This window comes from Paenibacillus sp. FSL W7-1279, assembly GCF_037969845.1.
Classification (GTDB): Bacteria; Bacillota; Bacilli; order Paenibacillales; family Paenibacillaceae; genus Paenibacillus_AQ.
This window is the reverse complement of sequence record NZ_CP150215.1, coordinates 3894366-3914556: the sequence shown is the minus strand read 5'-3', so window position 1 is coordinate 3914556 and position 20191 is coordinate 3894366. Positions and strand designations below refer to the sequence as shown.

The window sequence follows — 20191 nt, the reverse complement described above, 5'->3', positions numbered from 1 at the left end:
ATTACGCTAAGGGGAAACTCAAAGGGCCTTCACTTTTGAAGATGTCCTCCTTATACTATTCCTACTTCCCGCTCCACCGGAAAAACCGTGTAGCAAGCACTACAGAAACAATCGCAATGCCAATCAAAACAGCAGCTTCAAAGCCATATTCCGTAATAGGCGCTTCTGTCCACGTCCCCCGCAGCAACTGAATGACGTAATAAAGCGGGAGTATTTTCGCTGCATATTGAAGAACCGTCGGCATTAACTCCAGCGGAAAAGTCGCCCCTGACAGGAACAGCATCAGGTTTAGAAATAATGAACTGATTGCGGAAGCAGCCTGAGTGTTTTTTGCTAAGGAAGTCAGAAATAAAGCAAACGGGAAAAAGGCCAGGATGCTAATAAGCAATGAAAGCAGGGTGCTTCCGATATAGGCCGGCAGGGTTAAATCATAGAGCAGCATGCCAAAGACCATAAGAAGCATGGCGGATATAGCAAAGATGACGGTCCCTTGAAAGGTATGGGCGGCGAGGATTTTCCATGGCTGGAGCGGTGTTGATTGATATCTTCTTAATACGCCCGTTTCCCGGTAATTGGTTAAAACAGTTCCCAGTGTGAAAAAGGAAGTGGTTACGATATTGACGCCAATCCATGAAGGAACAGAATATTCCGCAAAAGCCTGTTGGCTCATGTTATCTCCAACAAACATGGAACCAAACAGCCCAATCATCACTACTGGAAAGAGGAATGTCCAAAACATGCTTAAACGGTCTCTAAAGAACATTTTTGTTTCTAAACTGGCGAGTTTTACGATTGCGTTCATCCGATCTTCTCCTTTTCTAGGTACTGAACAAATAAATCATCAAGAGAGCCTTTCTCAAATCTGAAGCTGGACAATGGGATGCCTTTTCCCTGACAGTAACTGAAAATGTGATAAGCCGTTGTCTGCTGGTCATCACAAAACACCTTGAATTCGGCTTGATTCTTGTCAACGCGCTCCACACCGGGAAGCGAGCTTAAATATTCGGGACCGAGTTCTTCGCTGATAAAGGCAAGACAGCCAGCAGCACCTTCGTTTAATAATTCACGAGGGGAGTTCAAAGCTTGCAATTGGCCGCTGTAAATCATCGCTACCCTGTCGCACAGCTGTTCAGCTTCTTCCATATAATGCGTGGTTATCACAATGGTACTTCCACGGTCCCTTAACAGTCGGATCAATGACCACATGTCCCGTCTTGCTGAGGGATCAAGCCCCATGCTCGGCTCATCAAGAAATAAGATTTCAGGCTCATGCAGAGTGGCTAAAGCAAGAGTTACCCGCTGTTTCCATCCGCCGGATAAGTCATCGAACTTTACGTTCAGCTTTTCGCGTAAGCCAAGCAATTCTACTAAATAATCTTTTTGCGTGGCGTTATCGTAAAATGAAGAAAAGAGATCCAGCGCTTCTTTTACTTTCATTTTTTTCTGTATCGAAGTGGCCTGAAACTGGACTCCAATTCTCTTGTTTAACTCACGAAGCTGTTTATTGGGAACAAGTCCAAGAACTTCAACCGCTCCATGGCTTGGATCAGAGATTCCTTCCAGAATTTCGAGGGTGGTCGTTTTCCCCGCGCCGTTCGGCCCGATAATCCCGAAGATCTCACCTCTGTAAACATCAAAGGAAAGATTCTTTACTGCCTGGGTCCCGCCAAAGTTTTTCGATAGATTTTTAACTGTAATAACACTCTCCATGCTGATCCTCCTAATATTCAATGTCTTCTAAGATCTTTATTCAGCTTTTTCGATTCATTTTTAAAATAAAGATAAAACCCAATCCATCCGATGGCATAACCGAAAATAGAGATGACCAAGTATATCAAAAAGTTCCTTACACCAATCTGAATCCAGCCAATCCATAGGCCTAATATAAAGTAGACGATGGTGACTGTTAGAAAGTGCAGGGCTGTCTGCATGGGCAGGCGAAGTGAGCGGATCTTAAAATAGAGTGGTGTGACAGTAAACAGCCAGCCGCAAAAAATATAGCCAAATGCATCTTTAATAAAAAGCAGCCCGTCTATTGTCGATTGTCCACCAAAATAAATAAGCGCACTTGTAGTCATAACAGCAATAAAAGCCCCGAAGAATATGCCGATGATGCTTCTGAAAATAAATGCATTCATTTCGTTTCCCTCCGGTTCATTTTTAAAACTTCTTTAATTCGGCTGATGTAATGACGCGAAACATATTCTTTCTCACCTGATTTAAAGTGAACACAAAGGGTCCCGTTAAATGATGGTTCGAAATGGCTCATTGCATACAGGTTTGCAATGACGGACTTTGAGATCCTGATAAAGCGTTGGGAGGGAAGGGAGTTTTCGAGCTCATATAATTTTTCTTTCACTTTAAAGATTCCTTCTGAGGTGGCGGCTGTGACCACATCGCCTTCTGTACGAAAGTAGTGTATATCCTCGTGCTTAATTAAGTGCTGGTTCTCTCCATCTTTTCCGACGATCAAATCAGTGTCATTCTTATTGAGGTACTCGAGGATCTCCTGGATGGCTGGGGTCATTTCTTTGCAGTGAATCGTCACCGTGGTTTCTTCGTTGCGCGGGTTGATGTCGAGTAGGATTTTCATGTAAAGACGGCTCCTCCATTCCATACGCTTTATGAGTTTAGTATAGATGGCGATTTTTCAATTGTCATTAGAACAAAGGCGACCCGCAGGACGCGGACAGTAAGATGCATGTATCGGCGTCCGTCCTGCAGGATAACAAGCGGCTTTTGACCTCGAGGGGGGAGGCAATTGTGATTGCATGACGACCATATAGTAAGTATGCTAATCCTATGCACACGATAACTAAATTGGACGGCTAAATATATGTTTAGGAGCGTGATTAATAGGTGACTTATGAAGAAATCATGCAGGCATTGGCTGGCATGGGCAGTGAGCAGACGAGAAGCACTTATATTCGCCATGGTGCGAAAGAGCCGTTCTTCGGCGTTAAAATCGGGGACATGAAGAAGCTCGTTAAGCATGTGAAAAAAAACCAAGCTCTCGCTCTGCAGCTCTATGAATCCGGTAACTACGATGCGATGTACCTGGCGGGGCTTAGCATCAATCCGAAGACCATCACCAAAGAACAGTTGCAGCATTGGGTGGCAGGAGCCAATTGGCATTCGCCTGCCGAGTATACGGTAGCGAGAGTAGCCGCGGAAAGTCCGCACGCGCATGACCTGGCGGTGGAGTGGATTGATTCGCCGGAGGAACTGGTCGCCGTAAGCGGATGGAGTACATATGCCAATTATGTATCGGTTGCGCCAGATGAAGCACTCGACATGGAGGAATTACGCAGTTATTTGACAAGAGTGCGCGACACCATCCACGACGAGCGCAACTGGGTCCGCTATGTTATGAATAATTTCGTTATTTCGGTCGGTGCATACGTTGAGCCATTAACGGAGGAAGCGAAGGCAGTCGCGGAGGTGGTCGGCAAAGTGCATGTGGATGTCGGCAATACGGCATGCAAAGTGCCGCTTGCAACGGAATATATCGGCAAAATCGAGGCGATGGGCCGAATCGGAAGCAAGAAAAAGACCTGCATTTGTTAGCCAAATAGCGGAGGCTGGTGTGCGATCTAGGCTCAAGAAGTTCCAAAATAGTATGCATTAAAATAGATGTTAAGTTCCAACATCGGTTGTTTAGCCTTGGATACAAAGATCCATCGATATAAACATGCCAACTATTGACATGTTTATATGATAAGTTGGTCTTAGCAAGGAGAGACTTGTTTATTGGAGGGGTAACCATGACTAAACATCCAAATACTATGAGGGCTGCAGTGCTTGATCGGTTTGGCGGTCCAGAAGAACTGATACATCGGGAGATTGGTGTGCCTGAAATCGGCCCCGAAGATGTATTGATTGAAGTTGCCTATGCGGGTGTTGGAGAGTGGGATGCATTCGAACGACAAGGCGGATATGCAGAAATGTTAAACATGAATCCAGAATTCCCTTATATTCTCGGTTCGGAAGGTTCAGGAATCGTGATTGCGCGGGGTGAGAAGGTGTCTAATGTAGATTTGGGAGATCAGGTCTATGCACCAGCCTTTCTGAATCCTAATGGCGGCTTCTATGCGGAATATGCGGCCATCAATGCCAAGTATGTCTCCCGAATTCCGGATGGATTAACCATGCAGGAGGCGGCGGTTATTTCTGGAGTCGGAATTACCGCATTGCGCGGGCTGGAGGGTGTACTGCAACTTCGACAAGGGGAGTCTATTCTGATTTTTGGAGCCAGCGGCGGGGTTGGACATATCGCCGTGCAGTTGGCGAAGGGAATGGGAGCCCGTGTATTTGCGATTGCTTCAGGTGAAGACGGAGTTGCCATAATGAAGAAACTTGGCTGTGATGCTACTGTAAACGGCAAAGATAAGGATATCTCTTCGATGGCAAGGAAATTTGCGCCGTCTGGATTCGATGCAGCCATAATTACCGCAGGGGGAGATGCGGCTAATGCTGCTGTCAACTGTCTCCGTAAAGATGGACGACTCGTATACCCTCACGGGATACAACCAGATTTACGGATACCCGTAGGAATCAAGGCTACAGGATATAACGGCGAACCCGAGCCCGAGATTATAGCCCGACTTCAACGTCATATTTCACAGTATAGGTTAACCGTTCATATCAGTCATATTTTTGATCTGAAGGACGCCAATAAGGCTCATGAGGCTCTCCAAAATCATTATTTGGGGAAAATTTGTCTGAGAGTGAATCCATAACGATTCCTATTTCCAAATGATCCAAACAATAACAATCTTAGATTTTAGACGAAAACATCCGCCTAATTAAAATTAGGCGGATGTTTTTTAATCAGGAATGTACATGTAATCCACGGATTTCTCCTTCAAAAGCTTCTTCCAATATTCCGAACTTCTCAAGCACAGAAGCAAGCTCTTTCCAATCGCCTTCCATGGTTAGCGAATGACATAATCCAAGGAGTTCGGCTTGTTGTCTTTTTAGTTGAGATAGAGTTTCGTTTCGGTTCTCAAAATAATTAGCAAAATCATTGGCACGCTTTGCTCCCAGTTGGAAAACGAAAAATTTAAGGTTGCCAACTGCATCATCAGAGATTTCATTGCTGCGTAATTTTTCAACGAAGACTTCAATTGCTGCCTTTCCAGTTTTTGCTCCAATTTGTTTTCCGCTTTCCCCTGTATTTTCATAAATATTTTGGAAAAAACGAATGGAAGCATCATAAATCTCATCCATGGAAGGATTACTTACTCTTCTAATGGAGTGCCAGTATTGATATCTGCCTCGACCATATGCAATATTCTCAGCTTTCCATGCCTTCTTGAGCATTTCAATAGGTAGTCGCACATACGGGAAGTTTGCTGGATCTTGAACGTAAACATACTTGTCATCCATGCGATAAGCTAATACATAATGGTCAGCACCTTGTTGAAATTGATGATTTGGCGAATAGGTTAAATATCCCATATCAATTGGTCCAAGCATAGCAGGTGACTTTTCTAAAAGCTTTTTCATATCATCAATTGGACATTCAGCATCCGCTTTGGAAAATACTTCTGTGAAAGCAAATCCAGCAATCTCCATGGCTTTAGATATTGCAACATCTGGATCTGCCGTATTGTTATGTAAAAATAGACTTCCATTACCATACATCGTTACCCCTAGACCAACTCCTGATAGAACCTCGAGCAATGAAGGATGAACATCCTCCCCAACGCTTTTCATTAACATACTTGCCGAATTCGCATAACAATAAGCTCCGTTTCCAATATACAATACAATCTCCTCCTATTCGATGGGTATTAAATATTGAAGCATATGTGTTGGTTCATTGGCTGTAAAATCTTCATCATAATACTCCAGGCTGAAATTTAGCGCTGGTTTAACATGAAGTGCAGGTAACTCATTTCGATAGATTTCTTCCATAGCAAATGGAATATTTTCAATTACATTATCCAATGGAATTGCTGCATACTTATGCGGCGGTATGTATTTCCCTATCCAGCTTTTAGGCAATTCTTCTAAACTATCTACTTCAACCGCCGCAATATAGTAAGGCTCGTTATCTTGATCCAAAGATTCATAACCAAAGCATTTTTTTGTATGGGGGTCGATAGAAAGCTTGATTAATTCATCATAAAACTGATTCCAATGCTTTGATATGGTGTGGTTATTGACATTCTTTTCTAAAACAATACCTCCAATATAAAATCCTGAGATTTCGATTATGCATGTTTCATGACGAACAGGGTGCTTCCTTGTCCGTAAAATTTCCTCGGATAAAACATCCTTATATAAGTTATAATGATGTGCACCTTTTTTTCGATAACTTAATGGCGAAGTTCCCATGTAAGATGAAAAAGTTCGACTGAATGCTTCTTGCGAGGCGTAGTCATACTTGAGTGCTATTTGAATAAGAGATGTATCACTTTCTATCAATTCTTTCGCAGCCAATGTCAGCCGTCGCTTCCTAACGTATTCATTAAGTGTTTCCTTAGTTAAGGCTTTAAAAATTCGCATGAAATGATACTTTGAAAATGCTGCCTCACGCGAAAGTTCTTCCAATGTTATCTTTTGATTTATTCGACGTTCGATATATTCAGTTACCTTTAAGATACTAGTATCATAGGATTCCATCTTGCTCCCCCTTAAGTGGTTAACGTCATTATAGCAAAATTTATCAGGAGTTTTTTGATCGTAATTGCTATGTTTGACCGTGTCGTGCTTTGGGATGCCTGTCACTCTTTATGCATAACAATTTTTGGAACCTCGAAACTACCAGAGTTGTATGGATAACAGGTCCAAGCTAAAATTAAACAGACAGTCAGCCTGGTCGGAGAACGCCATAATCTAGGTGCTCAAGAAAAGAAGACGCAACTATTGACGGGATTGTATACTTTTGTCGAGAGAAGGAATGCGTAGAAAACTTACTCTTGCCGCGCTCGAATTGCAAAATAACGAAGCGATTAGAGTGTCGATATCGCCATAAATACGGCTACGAGTCTTCGGTTTCATTTGCGTGGGCATTTCAGTCGCTTCATGGGATCACGCCGAATAGGGGAATGAGATAAGGGAGGGTAGACATGGAATTCATATTTATTCGGCACGGTCATGGAGAACATCTCAACGATTATCCAAATCGGTTAAATACTCTGCATCCTAGTCTTACAGAATACGGAAAATTTCAAGTAACGCAGCTACGAAATGAAATAATAATTGATCCTGATGATTTAGTTCTTGTAAGTCCAACTAAACGTACAATTGAGACGGCAACTATTATAAAAAATGATATGGACTTCATTATTTCTCCATTGGTTGGTCCGAGAATGTTTCCTCAGAACCTCGAACTTCCTTTTTTAGCATGTGATCACATTCTTTCTAAAACTGAAATCACGAATCTATATGGAGATACTAAAATTCTTGATTTCAATATGGATTGCTGGAAAGAAGGGATTAATAGGATCGAACAAGATATTTTTGAAGGGTATGCTAAGCGGTTATTAGGTTGGATCGGGGAAAGCTATAAAAAAGTAATCATGATTTCACATGATGGCACGATAACGAATTATCGGATATTGCTTGGGGAAAAAGAATTGACCCGAAAAGATTTTCTCGGTGAGGCTGGGGTATATCGAATGAAGTTCTAGTCAGTTGGTCACTAGGTTAACGGGAAACTATTGTCTCATAATCATCTCGAGTAGGCTGCGACAAAGAAACCATTGACTATCTACACCGAAGATTAGTCAAATGGGCTATGTGTAAAAGAGTCCGAAGGCTCACGTAAGGTTCCGTGAGAGTCTAAAAGTGAAACTCCATCTGGCTACTCGACGTAGAGGAAGGGAGCTAGCCGCCCCCTCCAACTGGATTCATCCTAAATCATTTAAATGCTGTAATTTTCGGAAGACGCTATAGCTTCTTTGCGCGCATTCGGAGATGGCAATGGGGTGGAAGCCACTGACATCGGCATACAACGTATCGTTTAGCGGCGAGATCCACTTCTCGGGAAGCGCCGCCGCTCCAAGCGATGCGCCAAGAATGGAACCGACGGTGGCGCCATTGCAATCGGTGTCCCAGCCTCCAAGTACGGCTGTCGTAATGCCTTTCTCGAAATCGCCTCCGGAATGAATGAGCGCTGCCGCGCATAATGCAGCATTATTATTGGTATGAACAGGGTGATAGTGCTTAAATGCTTCCCATATTTTACTCACCAAATCTAATGGGTCTTTCGTTTCCTCAGCAATGTTGACCGCTAATGCGATATCTTCTGCAAGTCGGCTGTGTTTCGGAATTTCACTCAATCCGATCTCAACAATTCGCTTCATATCACTTTCAACGAATGCGGCGGCAATCATAGCCGAGCAAAACATGGCGCCGTAAATACCATTCTTCACGTGGGAGAAGGAAGCGTCCCGCCAAGCAAGCTCAGCTGCAAGCTGGGGCTGGCCGGCAGCACCGTATGCATAGCCGTCCACACGGATTTGGGCGCCGATCCATTCGCGGTAAGGATTCAAATAAGAACGACCCCAATGGATATGTTTCTCCCAGTCATCTGGCTGATCGCCGCTAATATGTGAAGTGACACGAGCGAAATTAAGATAGGACTGCGCTTCAGCCGTGAATACCTGCCCGAAGGACAAATGACGATGCCACAGCTTGCCCACATCCCAGGAGTTGAAATCAAGCCCGCGTTCCTCAAGCATAAGCAGGCCGAGAACGGTATATCGAATATCATCGTCCGTTTCCATAAAGCGAATGTTATCCCGGCAGCTGGCCAAGCTGCTCCACCTTGCGATCTCGATACCGTACTCGGCTTCTGCAGTTGATTCACCCGGTGTATAGTGGCGAATCGGCCATTGCCCTGCGCCTTCGAACCACAACTTAACATTGTGCCAGCCGGGTCTTCCGCCCGAGCCTTGCATGAAGGAAGGAGCTTCGAGAGGTTTTCCGAGCGCACAACCGGCCGAACGGCCAAGCCACGCACCATGAAATTTATCCTGCCATTTAAGCTCATCCCAGTTTCCGGACAGGATTCTCGGTCCATCCGGACGTTCGGCGCGAATGGCTTCCAATTCCGACGGCTCGAAATACTTGAAATCCGCATGTGGTTCAAGAACCATTAAAGCCTGATATACTTCCATTAACTTTGCTTCGTCTGTGCCGGCTGCTTCGAGACGCTCGGCCATCCCCTTAACATGACAGCCTTCTTCTCCGCGCTGTTTGATTTCGTCGCGAACTAATTCCCTCAGTCCAATCCATTTCGTCATCACGGTTGCCCTCCTGAAATCCATGTAATCAGAATATGCCTTGATTATAACCAGCCATGCCGGCAATGGCTTCTCAAATCATGAAAGCATTATTCTCATTTTTTGCTCATTTTCGTAACCCCTATAGATTGCCGATAACGGACCGGAGACAGACCAACAGTCTCTTTAAAAACGCGGTAAAAGGTCGGCAAGCTTTGAAAACCGCATGCGAATGCAATATCAGCAACAGCTTTGTCCGTCCCTGCCAATTCCCGCTTGGCAGCCTGGACACGCAGCAAGGAAACATATTCCGAGAAACGATAACCGGTCGTTTCCAGAAACGCCCGACTCACGCGCGAGACGCTTAAACCTAGTTCATCAGCCAATTCCCCTAAGCTAACCGGCTCGTGGTAACGATGCTCGACCAAAGCGGCCAGCGATTGCACCTCGCGAACGGAACGTATCATTTGATGACGCTCATCATCGGTCAGCAAACCGTCATAATGTCGAAGAAGACGGCCGCACAGCTGAATGAGCGCGCTTTTGGCCATTGCTAAATAACCCGGGGACTTCTCCCGCAGCTCTTCCGCTATAGCCAGCACCCAAGGCGTAAGCTGTTTGGCGAGGGGCGAGCCGCCCATAATATGATTGCAAAAATGAGTGGAACGATAGGAAAATGGCAGCAGCAGAGCGGGCTCTTCCTCTAGCAGCAGCGCGGGATCAAAGTTAACAAAAAGATATCGGCTCGGGTCGTTTGGGGCAGATTGGGCAATATGCCGTTCTTCATTATTGACCAGGAATAGGTCGCCAGGATTCGCTGCATATTGTTTGTTGCCAAAGAAAAAATAGCCTTTGCCTGTTAAACAGAGGCCGATCTCCAGACTCGCGTGCATATGAGGCGGCTGCCGATACGTGGAAGGGGTCCATTCGAAAGCATTGATAGGAATGGGATGGTCATAAGCAATATGAAGTTTCATTATGATCCAATGCCTCCAGTCAATCATGAATTTATATGCTAAGTATATAGACAAGGGATGCCTTCAACCAGATACTGTTATTTACGTTCATACATACATTTTGAGGTGTTACTCATTGAAAAGTAACGCTCCGTTGTATATGTCATTTACGGTAATTATTTACTTTTTGCCTGGTGTCAAGAGGTGTATACGAAAGTAAAGTTTAGTATATAGAACAGCGGGGAGCTTCTTTCTATACTGGAAATATGAAAGACTGCAGTACAATTTGCAGCAAAAACTAAACGAAATATACACGGAGGGGTAAAATTTGAAGAGCAAAAAGGCACTTGTCTTGATCTCCTTGACGCTTGCATTGGCGGTTACAGGCTGCGGCTTCAAAACGTCGTATGAGCCAAACCAGCCACCTGGAAATTCCAAGGGACCGATCCAAACGACAGGCACAGGAAGCAGCAATGATATTATTGAGGTTTCAACGGTTTCGCCAAGCGATCCTTACTTAAAATTTGATGAAGGTGAAGACTTCGACAAAAACTCCGTTTATGACGCTTATGAAAAAGATATCGGTGTCAAAATTACAAACAAGTGGATTGCAGATATTAGCCAATTTAAAGAGAGAGTAAAAATTGCGATCGCGTCCAACGATCTTCCGGATTTCTTGCTTGTAAACGCTGCACAGCTTAAAGAACTAACGGAAGCGGATATGATAATGGATTTGACAGAGATTTATGATCAGCATGCTACGGAAGAGACGAAAAAGTTTCTGACCATGGACGGCGGCATGCAAATGAAAACAGCGATGATTGACGGGAAAATGATGGGGATTCCAAGCTCCTACAACCCGTTCAACTATCAATTCTTGTTCGTTCGTACCGACTGGCTGAAAGAACTTGGCTTGCCGGAGCCAAAAACAATGGAGGATTTCATTGAAATTGCCGAAGCGTTCAAAGCGAAGAATCCTGGCGGTACAAAACAAGCTTACGGTATTGCGGTCAGCAAGAATCCTTTTAGTACAGAAACAGGCGTTACCGGTCTGAGAGCGTTCTTGAACGGCTATCATGCTTATGAAAACATTTGGATGGAAGACGGAAACGGCGGTTTGATGAACAGTGATATTCAGCCCGAAATGAAACAAGCTCTTGCAGCGCTGCAAGACATGTTCAAAAAGGGGTTGATCGATCCAGAGTTTGCGGTTAAAGATTCGGAAAAAGCCGCAGAGCTCATCTACGACGGCAGCATCGGCATGGTATTTGGCGCTTCCTGGACACCGGCACAGCTTGTTCAAGGGGCTGTGAAAGATGGCAAGGTGGTTCAAGAATGGGGCGTGTTCCCTATCCCTTCAATCGATAACAAACCTACATTGAATCAAATTGGCCTTGGCGTTGACGAGTACTATGTGATCTCTAAAAAAGCCAAGCATCCGGAAGGCGTAATCGGTTTGCTGAACCAATGGATCGTTGTTGACAATCATCCGACAGAAGAGCAGAAGGTATACACGTATGGCAAAGACCCTGTGGAAAAAGGCAACAACTACTGGCTGCTTAACCCGCTTCGTGTAGGCAAACAGTTTGACAATAACGGCGAAATCCTGCCTAAAGCCATTGAAAACAAAGACGAAAGCATCCTTGAGACTGTAGACCAAAAAACGCGTTATGCACGCGCCATGCAATACGTTGAAGGCGATACAAGCATGTGGTGGGAGTATATAATCTCTGGTCCTAATGGAGCCTTTTCGCATATTCCAGAAATTCAAAAGAACAAGCAATACCTGCAAAACAAATTCTACGGGGCACCTACGCCGACGATGGCAGACCGTCAAGAAATTTTAACGAAGAAACGTGATGAAATATTCATCAAAATCATGATGAACCAAGTATCCGTAGACGAATTCGATAAGTTCGTAGAAGAGTGGAAGAAGCTTGGCGGCGATGAAATCACGAAAGAAGTTAACGAGTGGTATCAATCGATGAAATAGGATCTGTAGCGCAAAGGAGGGATTGAATCGATGCAATCCCTCCTTTTTTCAAGAACAATCAGATTCTTGAGCAAGGCATGCACAGCATGATAAGTGAATCAGCGAGGTGAAGATATGAAGAATCTGACGCGCGTCTGGAAGAAGGAATGGCCGCTTCATTTGATGCTGCTGCCGGGTTTGGCTTTAATTATTATTTTTAGTTACATTCCGATGTCAGGAATCATGATGGCTTTTCAAAAATATGTGCCGAATAAAGGATTGTTCGGCTCCCCGTTTATCGGATGGAGGAACTTCCAGCTGTTAATGGATTACCCGGATATCGGCCGTATCTTTTTTAACACGGTATATATTGCCGTAATGAAAATCGTTGCCGGTTTGTTCGTGCCGATCACCATTGCTATTTTGCTTAATGAATTGCGTAGAGAATGGATGAAAAGAACGTTCCAAACCCTGGTCTATCTGCCCCATTTCTTATCCTGGGTGCTGTTGAGCGGTATTTTGGTCGATATTTTGTCTCCTTCCTCCGGTATATTTAACCAGATGCTTGGATGGTTCGGCATGAAGCCGATTTTCTTTCTTGGCGACAATAATTGGTTCCCTTATGTCATGGTCGTCTCCGATGTATGGAAGGAATTTGGATTTGGCACCATTGTTTATTTGGCGGCGCTGACAGGAATTAATCCTACGCTTTATGAAGCTGCTCAAATCGATGGCGCGGGCCGCTGGAAACAAACGCTTCATGTGACGCTGCCGGGCATGATGCCGATCATTGTACTTATGCTTACGCTTAATATCGGCAATGTCCTGAATGCCGGATTTGATCAAATATTTAACCTGTACAGCGCGCCGGTTTATGAAAGTGCCGATATCATTGATACTTTCGTATACCGCATGGGGATACAGCAAGCCCAGTTCGGATTTGCCACAGCTGTCGGTTTATTGAAATCCGTCGTATCCTTTATTTTCATTTCCGTATCCTACGTACTCGCCTACCGACTAGCGAATTACCGTATTTTCTAGTAGCGGAAAAGTCGGTGATTCAGAAAGGAGACAGACCGTGGTCATGAAACCGTCATTCGGAAGAAGGGCTTTTGTAGTATGCAATCTCATCTTTCTTGCGTTTATATCTTTTTTATGCTTAATGCCGATCATTCATATTTTGGCGATTTCCTTTAGCTCGGGTTCGGCGGCGGCAGCCGGCAAGGTTGCGCTGTGGCCTGTAGAATTTACAACGGCGGCTTATGATAATGTGTTCGGCAAGCCTGAATATATAAGAGCCTTTGGCATTTCTATTCAGCGGGTTGTTGTCGGGACGGCATTAAGCATGCTGTTAACGATTGTTACGGCGTATCCTTTATCCAAGGACCGCAATACGTTTCGTCTAAGAACTGTTTATGCCTGGATCTTCGTTTTTACGATTTTGTTCAACGGGGGACTTATTCCTACCTATTTGACAATTAAAAGCTTGGGACTTATTGATTCTCTAGGAGCGCTAGTGTTTCCTATGGCAATTAACGTGTTCAATGTCATCCTGTTGTTGAACTTTTACCGCAATTTGCCCAGGGAGCTTGAGGATGCTTCACGGATTGACGGAGCCGGGCATTTTGCAACCCTTTGGAAAATCTATGTTCCGCTATCGTTGCCCGCACTGGCGACAACGGGGCTCTTTACGATGGTAGGGCATTGGAATAGCTGGTTCGATGGTATGCTTTACATGAATCACCCGGAAAATTACCCGCTGCAAACCTTCTTGCAAACCGTTATTATTAAGATGGATTTCCGATTTCTTAAATCAGAAAATGTGGAACTCATGCTGCAGCTGTCTGACCGTACCAGCAGGGCGGCACAAATCTTTGTTGCGGCTTTCCCGATTCTTATTGTCTATCCATTCTTGCAGCGGTTTTTCATCAAAGGCATTGTGATGGGAAGTGTAAAAGAATAGACAAAGAAGGTCGGGCACAGGAGAACAAACGATGAAGAGTATATTCTTATTACAGGATTCCTCCATATTCAAAAAAATAATGGCTGCCTTTTTGGCAGCCTTACTGCCGCTTATGGCGATTACCTGGATGATGAATGAACAAGGGGCCGATCATATCCGCAGTGAAATATCCGATTCGATACTGAATACGACGCGGTTTTATTTAGACTCCCTGGATCAGGAAGCAGACCGGATCAGCCGATATTTGCCTAACTATGTCATGGACAGGGATTTAATGGAAGTGGCGGCGACTGGCGAGCAGATGAACTCCTATGAGCGGTCGTATAAAATATTGGATATTCAGCACCGTCTGGATTTAATGAAAAATTCCAGTCCCTTCATTCGCGAGGCGAAGGCGTACATTCCGCTGATCGAGCGCACGGTGCTGAGTAACAGCTTTGAAACCAAGCTGAATGCGGAAGAATATGAAGCGATGCAGCCGGACAAGAAGCTTTATACGGAGCCCTTTATTTACTGGCAGGACCGGCTGTTTATTACGATGCAGTACCCTGCAAGCAAAAAGAACCCGCTCTATGTGGTAGGCGTAGAGCTCTCAACCGGCAAAATTAAAGAAACATTAGCGCAAATCGGCAATAGCAGGGGTGGTCAGACCGTATTGTTTAATCTGGAGCGCGGCTGGGAAATCCATAGCGGCTCAGACCTTGAATTGCGTGATCTGATGAAGCAGCTGGCTTTTGAGAAGCAGGTAGCGAAATTAGATGAAGGCTATGATACGATTCATTATAAAAACAAGCGATTTCTAACCGTATTCAAGTATTCCAGCCTCTGGAATTCATACACGGTAACGAGTATACCGGAAGAGATGATTCTCGGTTCATTGCAGGTATATAAAACTTTGTTTTGGTGGGCTTGCGCGCTTGCTGTTTTTATTTTTTTATTCTTTACCTATTTTATAATCCGGTTAATATACCGTCCGTTGTTAAATCTGGTGCGTTCCTTCCGCCGCATGCAGCAAAACGAGCTGGAACCGATTTTGATCGATCGCAGGCAGGATGAGTTCGGCTATTTATACCAGGCTTTTAACGATACCGTGAAATCTTTGAAGACATTGATTGAGGAAAATTATGAGCAGCAAATTCGCAATCAGCGTTCGGAGCTGAAACGATTGCAATCGCAAATTAATCCTCATTTTTTATATAATTGCTTTTTCGTGCTTTGCCGCTTGATTAAATCCGATACGCAGAAGGAAAAAGCCTACCAGTTCTGTTTGTACATCGGGCAATATTTTCAGTTCATTACTCGCCATCATGATGACGACATTCTGCTGGATATGGAGCTTGAGCATTCCCGCACGTATGTGGAGATGCAGTCGATCTGTTACGGGGAACGAATCCAAGTGCTGTTTGAAGTCGAAGCCCAGCCGATTGAAGTCCCCCGATTGATTTTGCAGCCTATCATTGAAAATGCTTATAAGCATGCCCTCGGCAATATGCGCGGCACGGGCGAGCTATGGGTGCACAGCAAGCTGCGAAACGATGCTTTTTACATTTATGTAGAAGATAACGGCGAGTTCATGACGGACGAGGAGATCGATGCGCTTGGAAAGAGGCTTCGTTATTCAACGAACCAGATGGAGGAGACAACCGGCCTGCTGAATGTTCATCGCAGAATTCAGCTTCGTTATGGAGAAGCGTATGGGATTACCGTATCCCGCTCTGAGCTTGGCGGGCTTCAAGCTATTATTAAATTGAGTTTGAGCTAAGGAGGAATCGCCATGTACAGGCTTTTAATCGTGGATGATCTGCCGATTATCGTAGATGGTCTTCTGGAGTTGTTCGAGAAGACGGAGCGCTTGCAGCTTGAAGTCATGAAGGCCTATTCCGGCGAAGAGGCGCTTGAGGTGCTGTCACATCACCGGATGGATATTGTGATTTCGGACATTAAGATGTCCGGAATAGAGGGCATTGAGCTGCTGCAGGAAATCAAATCGCAGTGGCCGAAGTGCAAAGTTATTTTATTGACAGGGTACAATGATTTTCACTATGCAAAGAACGCCCTTACGTTTGGCGCTTTTGATTATTTGCTAAAAGTGGAAAGCGACGAGAAGATCATTCATACCGTTGAACGGGCGATAGAGGAAATCGAAGAGGAACAGGATCAGGCTCAAATGATCCTGCGTGCCCAATCCAAAATGAGAATTGCGATGCCTTCCTTGCAGAAGGAATATATTTGGGGCTTATGTCAAGGCAAGACGATGACGGGGCAGCAGCTTCGGGACGCTTTTGCGGAAATGGACATTCCGCTCGACGCATCGCTGCCTGTCTATTTACTGATAGGCCGGATCGATGCCTGGAAGGAAATGTTCACGGCGCCGGACAAGGCTTTGCTCGCTTACGCTCTTCAAAATATCAGCGATGAGTATTTATCTGCGCATGTGCGCTGCTTCTCCGTCGTATTTGAGATGAACAAAATGGTATGGATCTTTCAGCCAAAAGCCAGCCCGGAGTTAACGACGGATACCGGTACGATGGAATGGACCAGGGCATACCGCTATGTGAGCGGCAATTTGGAGACGATCCAGGCGACCAGCAGAAAGCTGCTGAGCCTCTCCGTATCTTTTCTTATTGGCAGCGAGGCTGTCCCATGGAATCGGCTGTCGGATCGTTTTCATGGGATGAAATACGGTCTTATGCAGGGCCATGGCTTGTTCCATGAGGTCATCATGACAGATAAAGATATTCAGAAGTCCGAAGAAAATGAGAAGGCGAAAAGCTATCATGACAGCTTTTTTCACGCTCGCGTACAGCTGCTGATGAGCTGTCTTGAGAATAATCACCGCGAGCAGTTTAATCATCTGTTTGTTGAATTGACAGACATCTGGAACGATGCGAATACTCCTTATGAGCGCAAGGTTGAGTTGTACCATTTCCTATCTGCGGTATTTCTGGCGCATTTGCACAAAAATAAAGATTTGCGTGATTATATGAATACCCAGATTAATTTGGATAAACTGTTCCGCCAGGAGATGACCGCTTCATGGACGGAGCTCATTCCATACTATTGGCAAATGGCGGACTGCTTTTTTGAATGGAATGCGATTCGAGGAACAGAGCTGCCGGCGGAGGTCGTGGGTAAGGTGCATCGCTATATAGAGGAGCATATTGAGGATGATATATCCCTAACCGCTCTTGGGGATTATGTCAGCTTGAATCCATCCTATTTATCAAGGCTTTACAAGCAGATAACCGGAATCGGACTCTCTAAATACGTAAATGATTACCGTAATGTCATTGCAAAAGACATGCTGCTCAATACATCCATGAAGGTCAATGAAATCGCCGCCAAGCTCGGCTACAATTCAGCGCTTGCCTTTATCCGCTTTTTCAAGAAGCAAAATGATATGACGCCGCAGGATTTTCGGATGGTCCGCACCGAAACAATGCAGCAAGGTCAATAAATGTATATGGAATGTAAGCAATGATCTATTTTGATGCGCGGAGTCACCCCTTACAATGAAACTAGCTGCAATTGTATACGCAAGGGGGAAAAACATTGAGAACATTAACGGCTGTACTATTAGGCGCAGGCAGTAGAGGAAGATACATCTATGGACCGTATGCTGGAAAATTTCCGAATGAGCTGAAGTTTGTGGCAGTAGCCGAGCCGGATGATGAACGCAGACAACGTTTTGCAGAGATTCATCAAATCGCGGAAGAGCAGGTTTATCATTCTTGGGAACAAGCATTCGAGCAGGGGAAAATAGCCGACGTGATGATCATCTGCACGCTTGATCGGATGCATTATATACCGGCAATGAAAGCGCTGGAGCTTGGCTACCATGTCATGCTGGAGAAACCGATGTCGCCGAATGTGCGGGAATGCATAGAATTGGAGCAAGCTTCTCTTAAGCATAAGCGTTTGCTGGTAGTCACGCATGTGCTTCGCTATTCCCCGTTCTGGTCGGGCATCAAGAGATGCATCGAGGATGGGGAGCTGGGTGCCATCGGCACCATTCAGCTGACCGAGAACGTTGGCTATCACCATATGGTTCATAGCTACGTACGCGGCAATTGGCGCAATTCCGAGGAAACCAGCCCGATGATTTTGGCCAAATCCTGCCATGACCTGGACCTCATCTCCTGGCTGATGGATGAACCGTGCACAGCGGTTAGCTCCTTTGGCTCATTGCTGCATTTTAAAGCCGAGAACGCGCCGGAGGGTGCAACGGACCGCTGCATCGATGGTTGCGAAGCCGAGAGGGAATGTGCCTTTTCAGCGATTAAGATGTATTTGGAGCAGCCTGCCGACCATTGGGCGCGCTATATGACGCACGATTTATCACAGGAAGGCATTATCCGGGCGCTTAAGGAAGGACCGTTCGGCCGCTGCGTCTATCGCTGCGATAACAATGTTGTCGACCATCAGGTCGTCAATATGGAATTTGCCAGCGGCGCCAACGCTAACTTTATTATGTCGGGATTGACCCAGAGCGCAACTCGCCGTGTGCAGATTATGGGCACGCAGGGAGAGATCATTGGCGACATGGATAAAGGCTCATTTATGCTGTACCGCTATGCGACGGGCGAAGAGATTGAAATTAAATGCAGCGTGCAGGGAGACGGCCACGGCGGAGGCGATGAGCGCATGGTGAGCTCTTTCCTCAAAAATGTACATAAGTTCGACCGCAACCCGTCTCAAGGGCTTACATCGGCTACAGCTTCCTTGCAAAGCCATTTGATTGCCTTTGCTTCCGAACGATCCCGTTTGCAGCAAGGTAGAAGCATAAAGCTGACAGACATGTATCAGAAGGAAGAAGCGGGCGTTTAACTGTAGAAATCTGCAGAATTTGAATTAAACCGCAAACTGGCCGTATGGGTCGAATGAACCTGCGACGGTGGACGGCGCCATTGCCGCTGCAGATGATGATCTGCCGGCAAATGGTTTACCGTCGGACTGATCTTCAAAAACATTTCGCGAGCACAGACAGCATGAAAACATTAGTAAACCGATTTGTAGAACAAAATCAATTTACGAATGCCGAAGCGCCACGTTCTTTGAACAATTATCTAGAGCTGATGAAACGCTACGAAGGAACAGATGCGACACAATTCGACAAGTGTCTGAGAGGATTTAACGCGAAACTTGATATTTTGTTGAACGATGGCGTTATAAAAGATTTCTCGGGCAAGCGGCAATTCGATAACAAACGGGATGCATGATAACTTGTAATTTCCAATAAAAGCCATGGGCTTAGCGTTATTTGCACGCTGAGACCTATGGCTTTTGCTTTTAAATCGGTGTCGATGTTATTTTGTAATCATCTCATCACTAACAGTAGTCTTTAATCAAGCGATATAGAAAATAGAGCGCTCGCATCTGAAGTTTGATCGTTTTGTGCAGGTAAGCCTGAATACGTTCAGTAAGCTTCATCGCATGCTCGATGTTCTCTAGTTCTAAGCCCGCAATGGATTGTTTTAAGTACACGGTTTCCTCGGAATAAACAGAGCTCTGCAGGACCTGAATCATCCTAATTTTAAAGAGATGCGCTTCATTATAAAGACGGTATTCGTTATCAGGGTCTCGCTTAGCCGTGAATAGGCCGCTTTGCTCCCAGTAGCGGATAGCCGATTTAGGAACCCCCGTCCGTCTGGAGACCTCGTGGATGCTGAAATATTGGTTAAAATCGTGAGCTCGGCTACCTTCAGAATACGATTTCAACTCCCGTACCAGTTGATCCAAACTTGCTTTTTCCCGATGCAGCATGACCTCTCGATCCCTGACGATCCACAATGCGTCATCTAACTCGTTTCGTCCAAGACAATGCATTACCTCGCTCGTTACTTCCATACCGAATGCAGCAGACATGGCTTGAATACATGCCAGATAAGCTTCATGATGTTCTGTATACATACGATATCCATTTGAAGATCGTTCAGCAGGAGGTATCAATCCCTTCGCTTCGTAGTTCCGCAGGGTGCTGCTGCTTACCCCGTACTTTTCTGCCAGTTTTTTTGGTCGAAAGTCCATGTTATCTCACCTTCATAAAAAAATGCGCAAACATTAA

Annotated in this window: 19 protein-coding genes and 1 pseudogene; 11 read left to right on the top strand and 9 right to left on the bottom strand. The window is 45.1% G+C overall.

The features are described 5' to 3' along the window. Window positions 1–61: 61 nt before the first annotated feature. The 4 genes from MKY82_RS17355 to MKY82_RS17340 are packed head-to-tail and all read right to left on the bottom strand — an operon-like array spanning window position 62 to window position 2593. On the bottom strand, window positions 62–802 hold the full coding sequence (locus MKY82_RS17355; protein ID WP_339293944.1) for an ABC transporter permease: 741 nt from the start codon (window positions 800–802) through the stop codon (window positions 62–64). Continuing rightward, window positions 799–1710 (bottom strand): ABC transporter ATP-binding protein, encoded by a 912-nt coding sequence (locus tag MKY82_RS17350; protein ID WP_194542894.1) that lies wholly within the window; start codon window positions 1708–1710, stop codon window positions 799–801. The genes MKY82_RS17355 and MKY82_RS17350 overlap by 4 nt, the downstream gene beginning before the upstream one ends. Window positions 1711–1727: 17 nt before the next feature. Further along, window positions 1728–2138 carry a DUF3021 domain-containing protein gene (locus MKY82_RS17345; protein ID WP_339293943.1) on the bottom strand — a complete coding sequence of 137 codons (411 nt, stop codon included), beginning with the start codon at window positions 2136–2138 and terminating at the stop codon, window positions 1728–1730. Continuing rightward, a complete protein-coding gene (locus MKY82_RS17340) occupies window positions 2135–2593 on the bottom strand; it encodes a LytTR family DNA-binding domain-containing protein (protein WP_339293942.1) in 459 nt (152 codons plus the stop codon). Before MKY82_RS17340 ends, MKY82_RS17345 begins: the two co-directional genes overlap by 4 nt. Before the next feature lie 266 nt (window positions 2594–2859). Here MKY82_RS17340 and MKY82_RS17335 point away from each other — a divergent pair, with 266 nt between their 5' ends. Together MKY82_RS17335 and MKY82_RS17330 are read left to right on the top strand one after the other, a co-directional pair. After that, window positions 2860–3567 (top strand): DNA alkylation repair protein, encoded by a 708-nt coding sequence (locus MKY82_RS17335; RefSeq protein ID WP_194542892.1) that lies wholly within the window; start codon window positions 2860–2862, stop codon window positions 3565–3567. A gap of 197 nt (window positions 3568–3764) precedes the next feature. Then, window positions 3765–4739, top strand: a complete 975-nt coding sequence (locus tag MKY82_RS17330) for an NADP-dependent oxidoreductase (protein ID WP_194542891.1) — start codon at window positions 3765–3767, stop codon at window positions 4737–4739. Between the two features lie 91 nt (window positions 4740–4830). On the opposite strand, the gene MKY82_RS17325 is transcribed toward MKY82_RS17330, so the two are convergent. Further along, on the bottom strand, window positions 4831–5769 hold the full coding sequence (locus MKY82_RS17325; protein ID WP_339293941.1) for a hypothetical protein: 939 nt from the start codon (window positions 5767–5769) through the stop codon (window positions 4831–4833). A gap of 12 nt (window positions 5770–5781) precedes the next feature. Beyond that, the gene (locus MKY82_RS17320; RefSeq protein WP_339293940.1) at window positions 5782–6630 is read right to left on the bottom strand and encodes an AraC family transcriptional regulator; all 849 of its coding nucleotides are present in this window, start codon (window positions 6628–6630) and stop codon (window positions 5782–5784) included. A 280-nt stretch (window positions 6631–6910) separates the two neighbouring features. On the opposite strand from MKY82_RS17320, the pseudogene MKY82_RS17315 reads away from it, so the two are divergent. Together MKY82_RS17315 and MKY82_RS17310 are read left to right on the top strand one after the other, a co-directional pair. Next, a pseudogene (locus MKY82_RS17315) lies at window positions 6911–7046 on the top strand (AraC family transcriptional regulator); the annotation flags it as partial. Window positions 7047–7076: 30 nt separating this feature from the next. Beyond that, complete coding sequence (locus MKY82_RS17310) at window positions 7077–7640, top strand: histidine phosphatase family protein (protein WP_339293939.1); 564 nt, start codon at window positions 7077–7079, stop codon at window positions 7638–7640. A 219-nt stretch (window positions 7641–7859) separates the two neighbouring features. Here MKY82_RS17310 and MKY82_RS17305 read toward each other — a convergent pair whose 3' ends face one another. Then, window positions 7860–9257 (bottom strand): ADP-ribosylglycohydrolase family protein, encoded by a 1398-nt coding sequence (locus tag MKY82_RS17305; protein ID WP_339293938.1) that lies wholly within the window; start codon window positions 9255–9257, stop codon window positions 7860–7862. Between the two features lie 95 nt (window positions 9258–9352). After that, entirely contained in the window at window positions 9353–10213 is an 861-nt protein-coding gene (locus tag MKY82_RS17300; protein ID WP_339293937.1) for an AraC family transcriptional regulator, read from the bottom strand. A 307-nt stretch (window positions 10214–10520) separates the two neighbouring features. Between MKY82_RS17300 and MKY82_RS17295 the strand changes: the two genes are divergently transcribed. The 7 genes from MKY82_RS17295 (at window position 10521) to MKY82_RS17265 (ending at window position 19346) form a co-directional block, all read left to right on the top strand. Further along, complete coding sequence (locus MKY82_RS17295; protein WP_339293936.1) at window positions 10521–12185, top strand: extracellular solute-binding protein; 1665 nt, start codon at window positions 10521–10523, stop codon at window positions 12183–12185. A 114-nt stretch (window positions 12186–12299) separates the two neighbouring features. Then, window positions 12300–13205: an ABC transporter permease subunit gene (locus MKY82_RS17290; RefSeq protein WP_339293935.1), complete on the top strand. Its 906-nt coding sequence runs from the start codon at window positions 12300–12302 to the stop codon at window positions 13203–13205. Between the two features lie 43 nt (window positions 13206–13248). Further along, window positions 13249–14127, top strand: coding sequence for a carbohydrate ABC transporter permease (locus MKY82_RS17285; RefSeq protein WP_339293934.1), 879 nt, complete (start codon window positions 13249–13251; stop codon window positions 14125–14127). A 31-nt stretch (window positions 14128–14158) separates the two neighbouring features. Further along, window positions 14159–15889 carry a histidine kinase gene (locus MKY82_RS17280; protein WP_339293933.1) on the top strand — a complete coding sequence of 577 codons (1731 nt, stop codon included), beginning with the start codon at window positions 14159–14161 and terminating at the stop codon, window positions 15887–15889. A gap of 12 nt (window positions 15890–15901) precedes the next feature. Further along, a complete protein-coding gene (locus MKY82_RS17275; RefSeq protein WP_339293932.1) occupies window positions 15902–17584 on the top strand; it encodes a response regulator in 1683 nt (560 codons plus the stop codon). A 95-nt stretch (window positions 17585–17679) separates the two neighbouring features. Next, a complete protein-coding gene (locus MKY82_RS17270; protein WP_339293931.1) occupies window positions 17680–18954 on the top strand; it encodes a Gfo/Idh/MocA family oxidoreductase in 1275 nt (424 codons plus the stop codon). 161 nt (window positions 18955–19115) lie between these two features. Continuing rightward, window positions 19116–19346, top strand: a complete 231-nt coding sequence (locus MKY82_RS17265; protein ID WP_339293930.1) for a hypothetical protein — start codon at window positions 19116–19118, stop codon at window positions 19344–19346. 109 nt (window positions 19347–19455) lie between these two features. Here MKY82_RS17265 and MKY82_RS17260 read toward each other — a convergent pair whose 3' ends face one another. After that, complete coding sequence (locus MKY82_RS17260; protein WP_339293929.1) at window positions 19456–20154, bottom strand: MerR family transcriptional regulator; 699 nt, start codon at window positions 20152–20154, stop codon at window positions 19456–19458. Window positions 20155–20191: the final 37 nt, after the last annotated feature.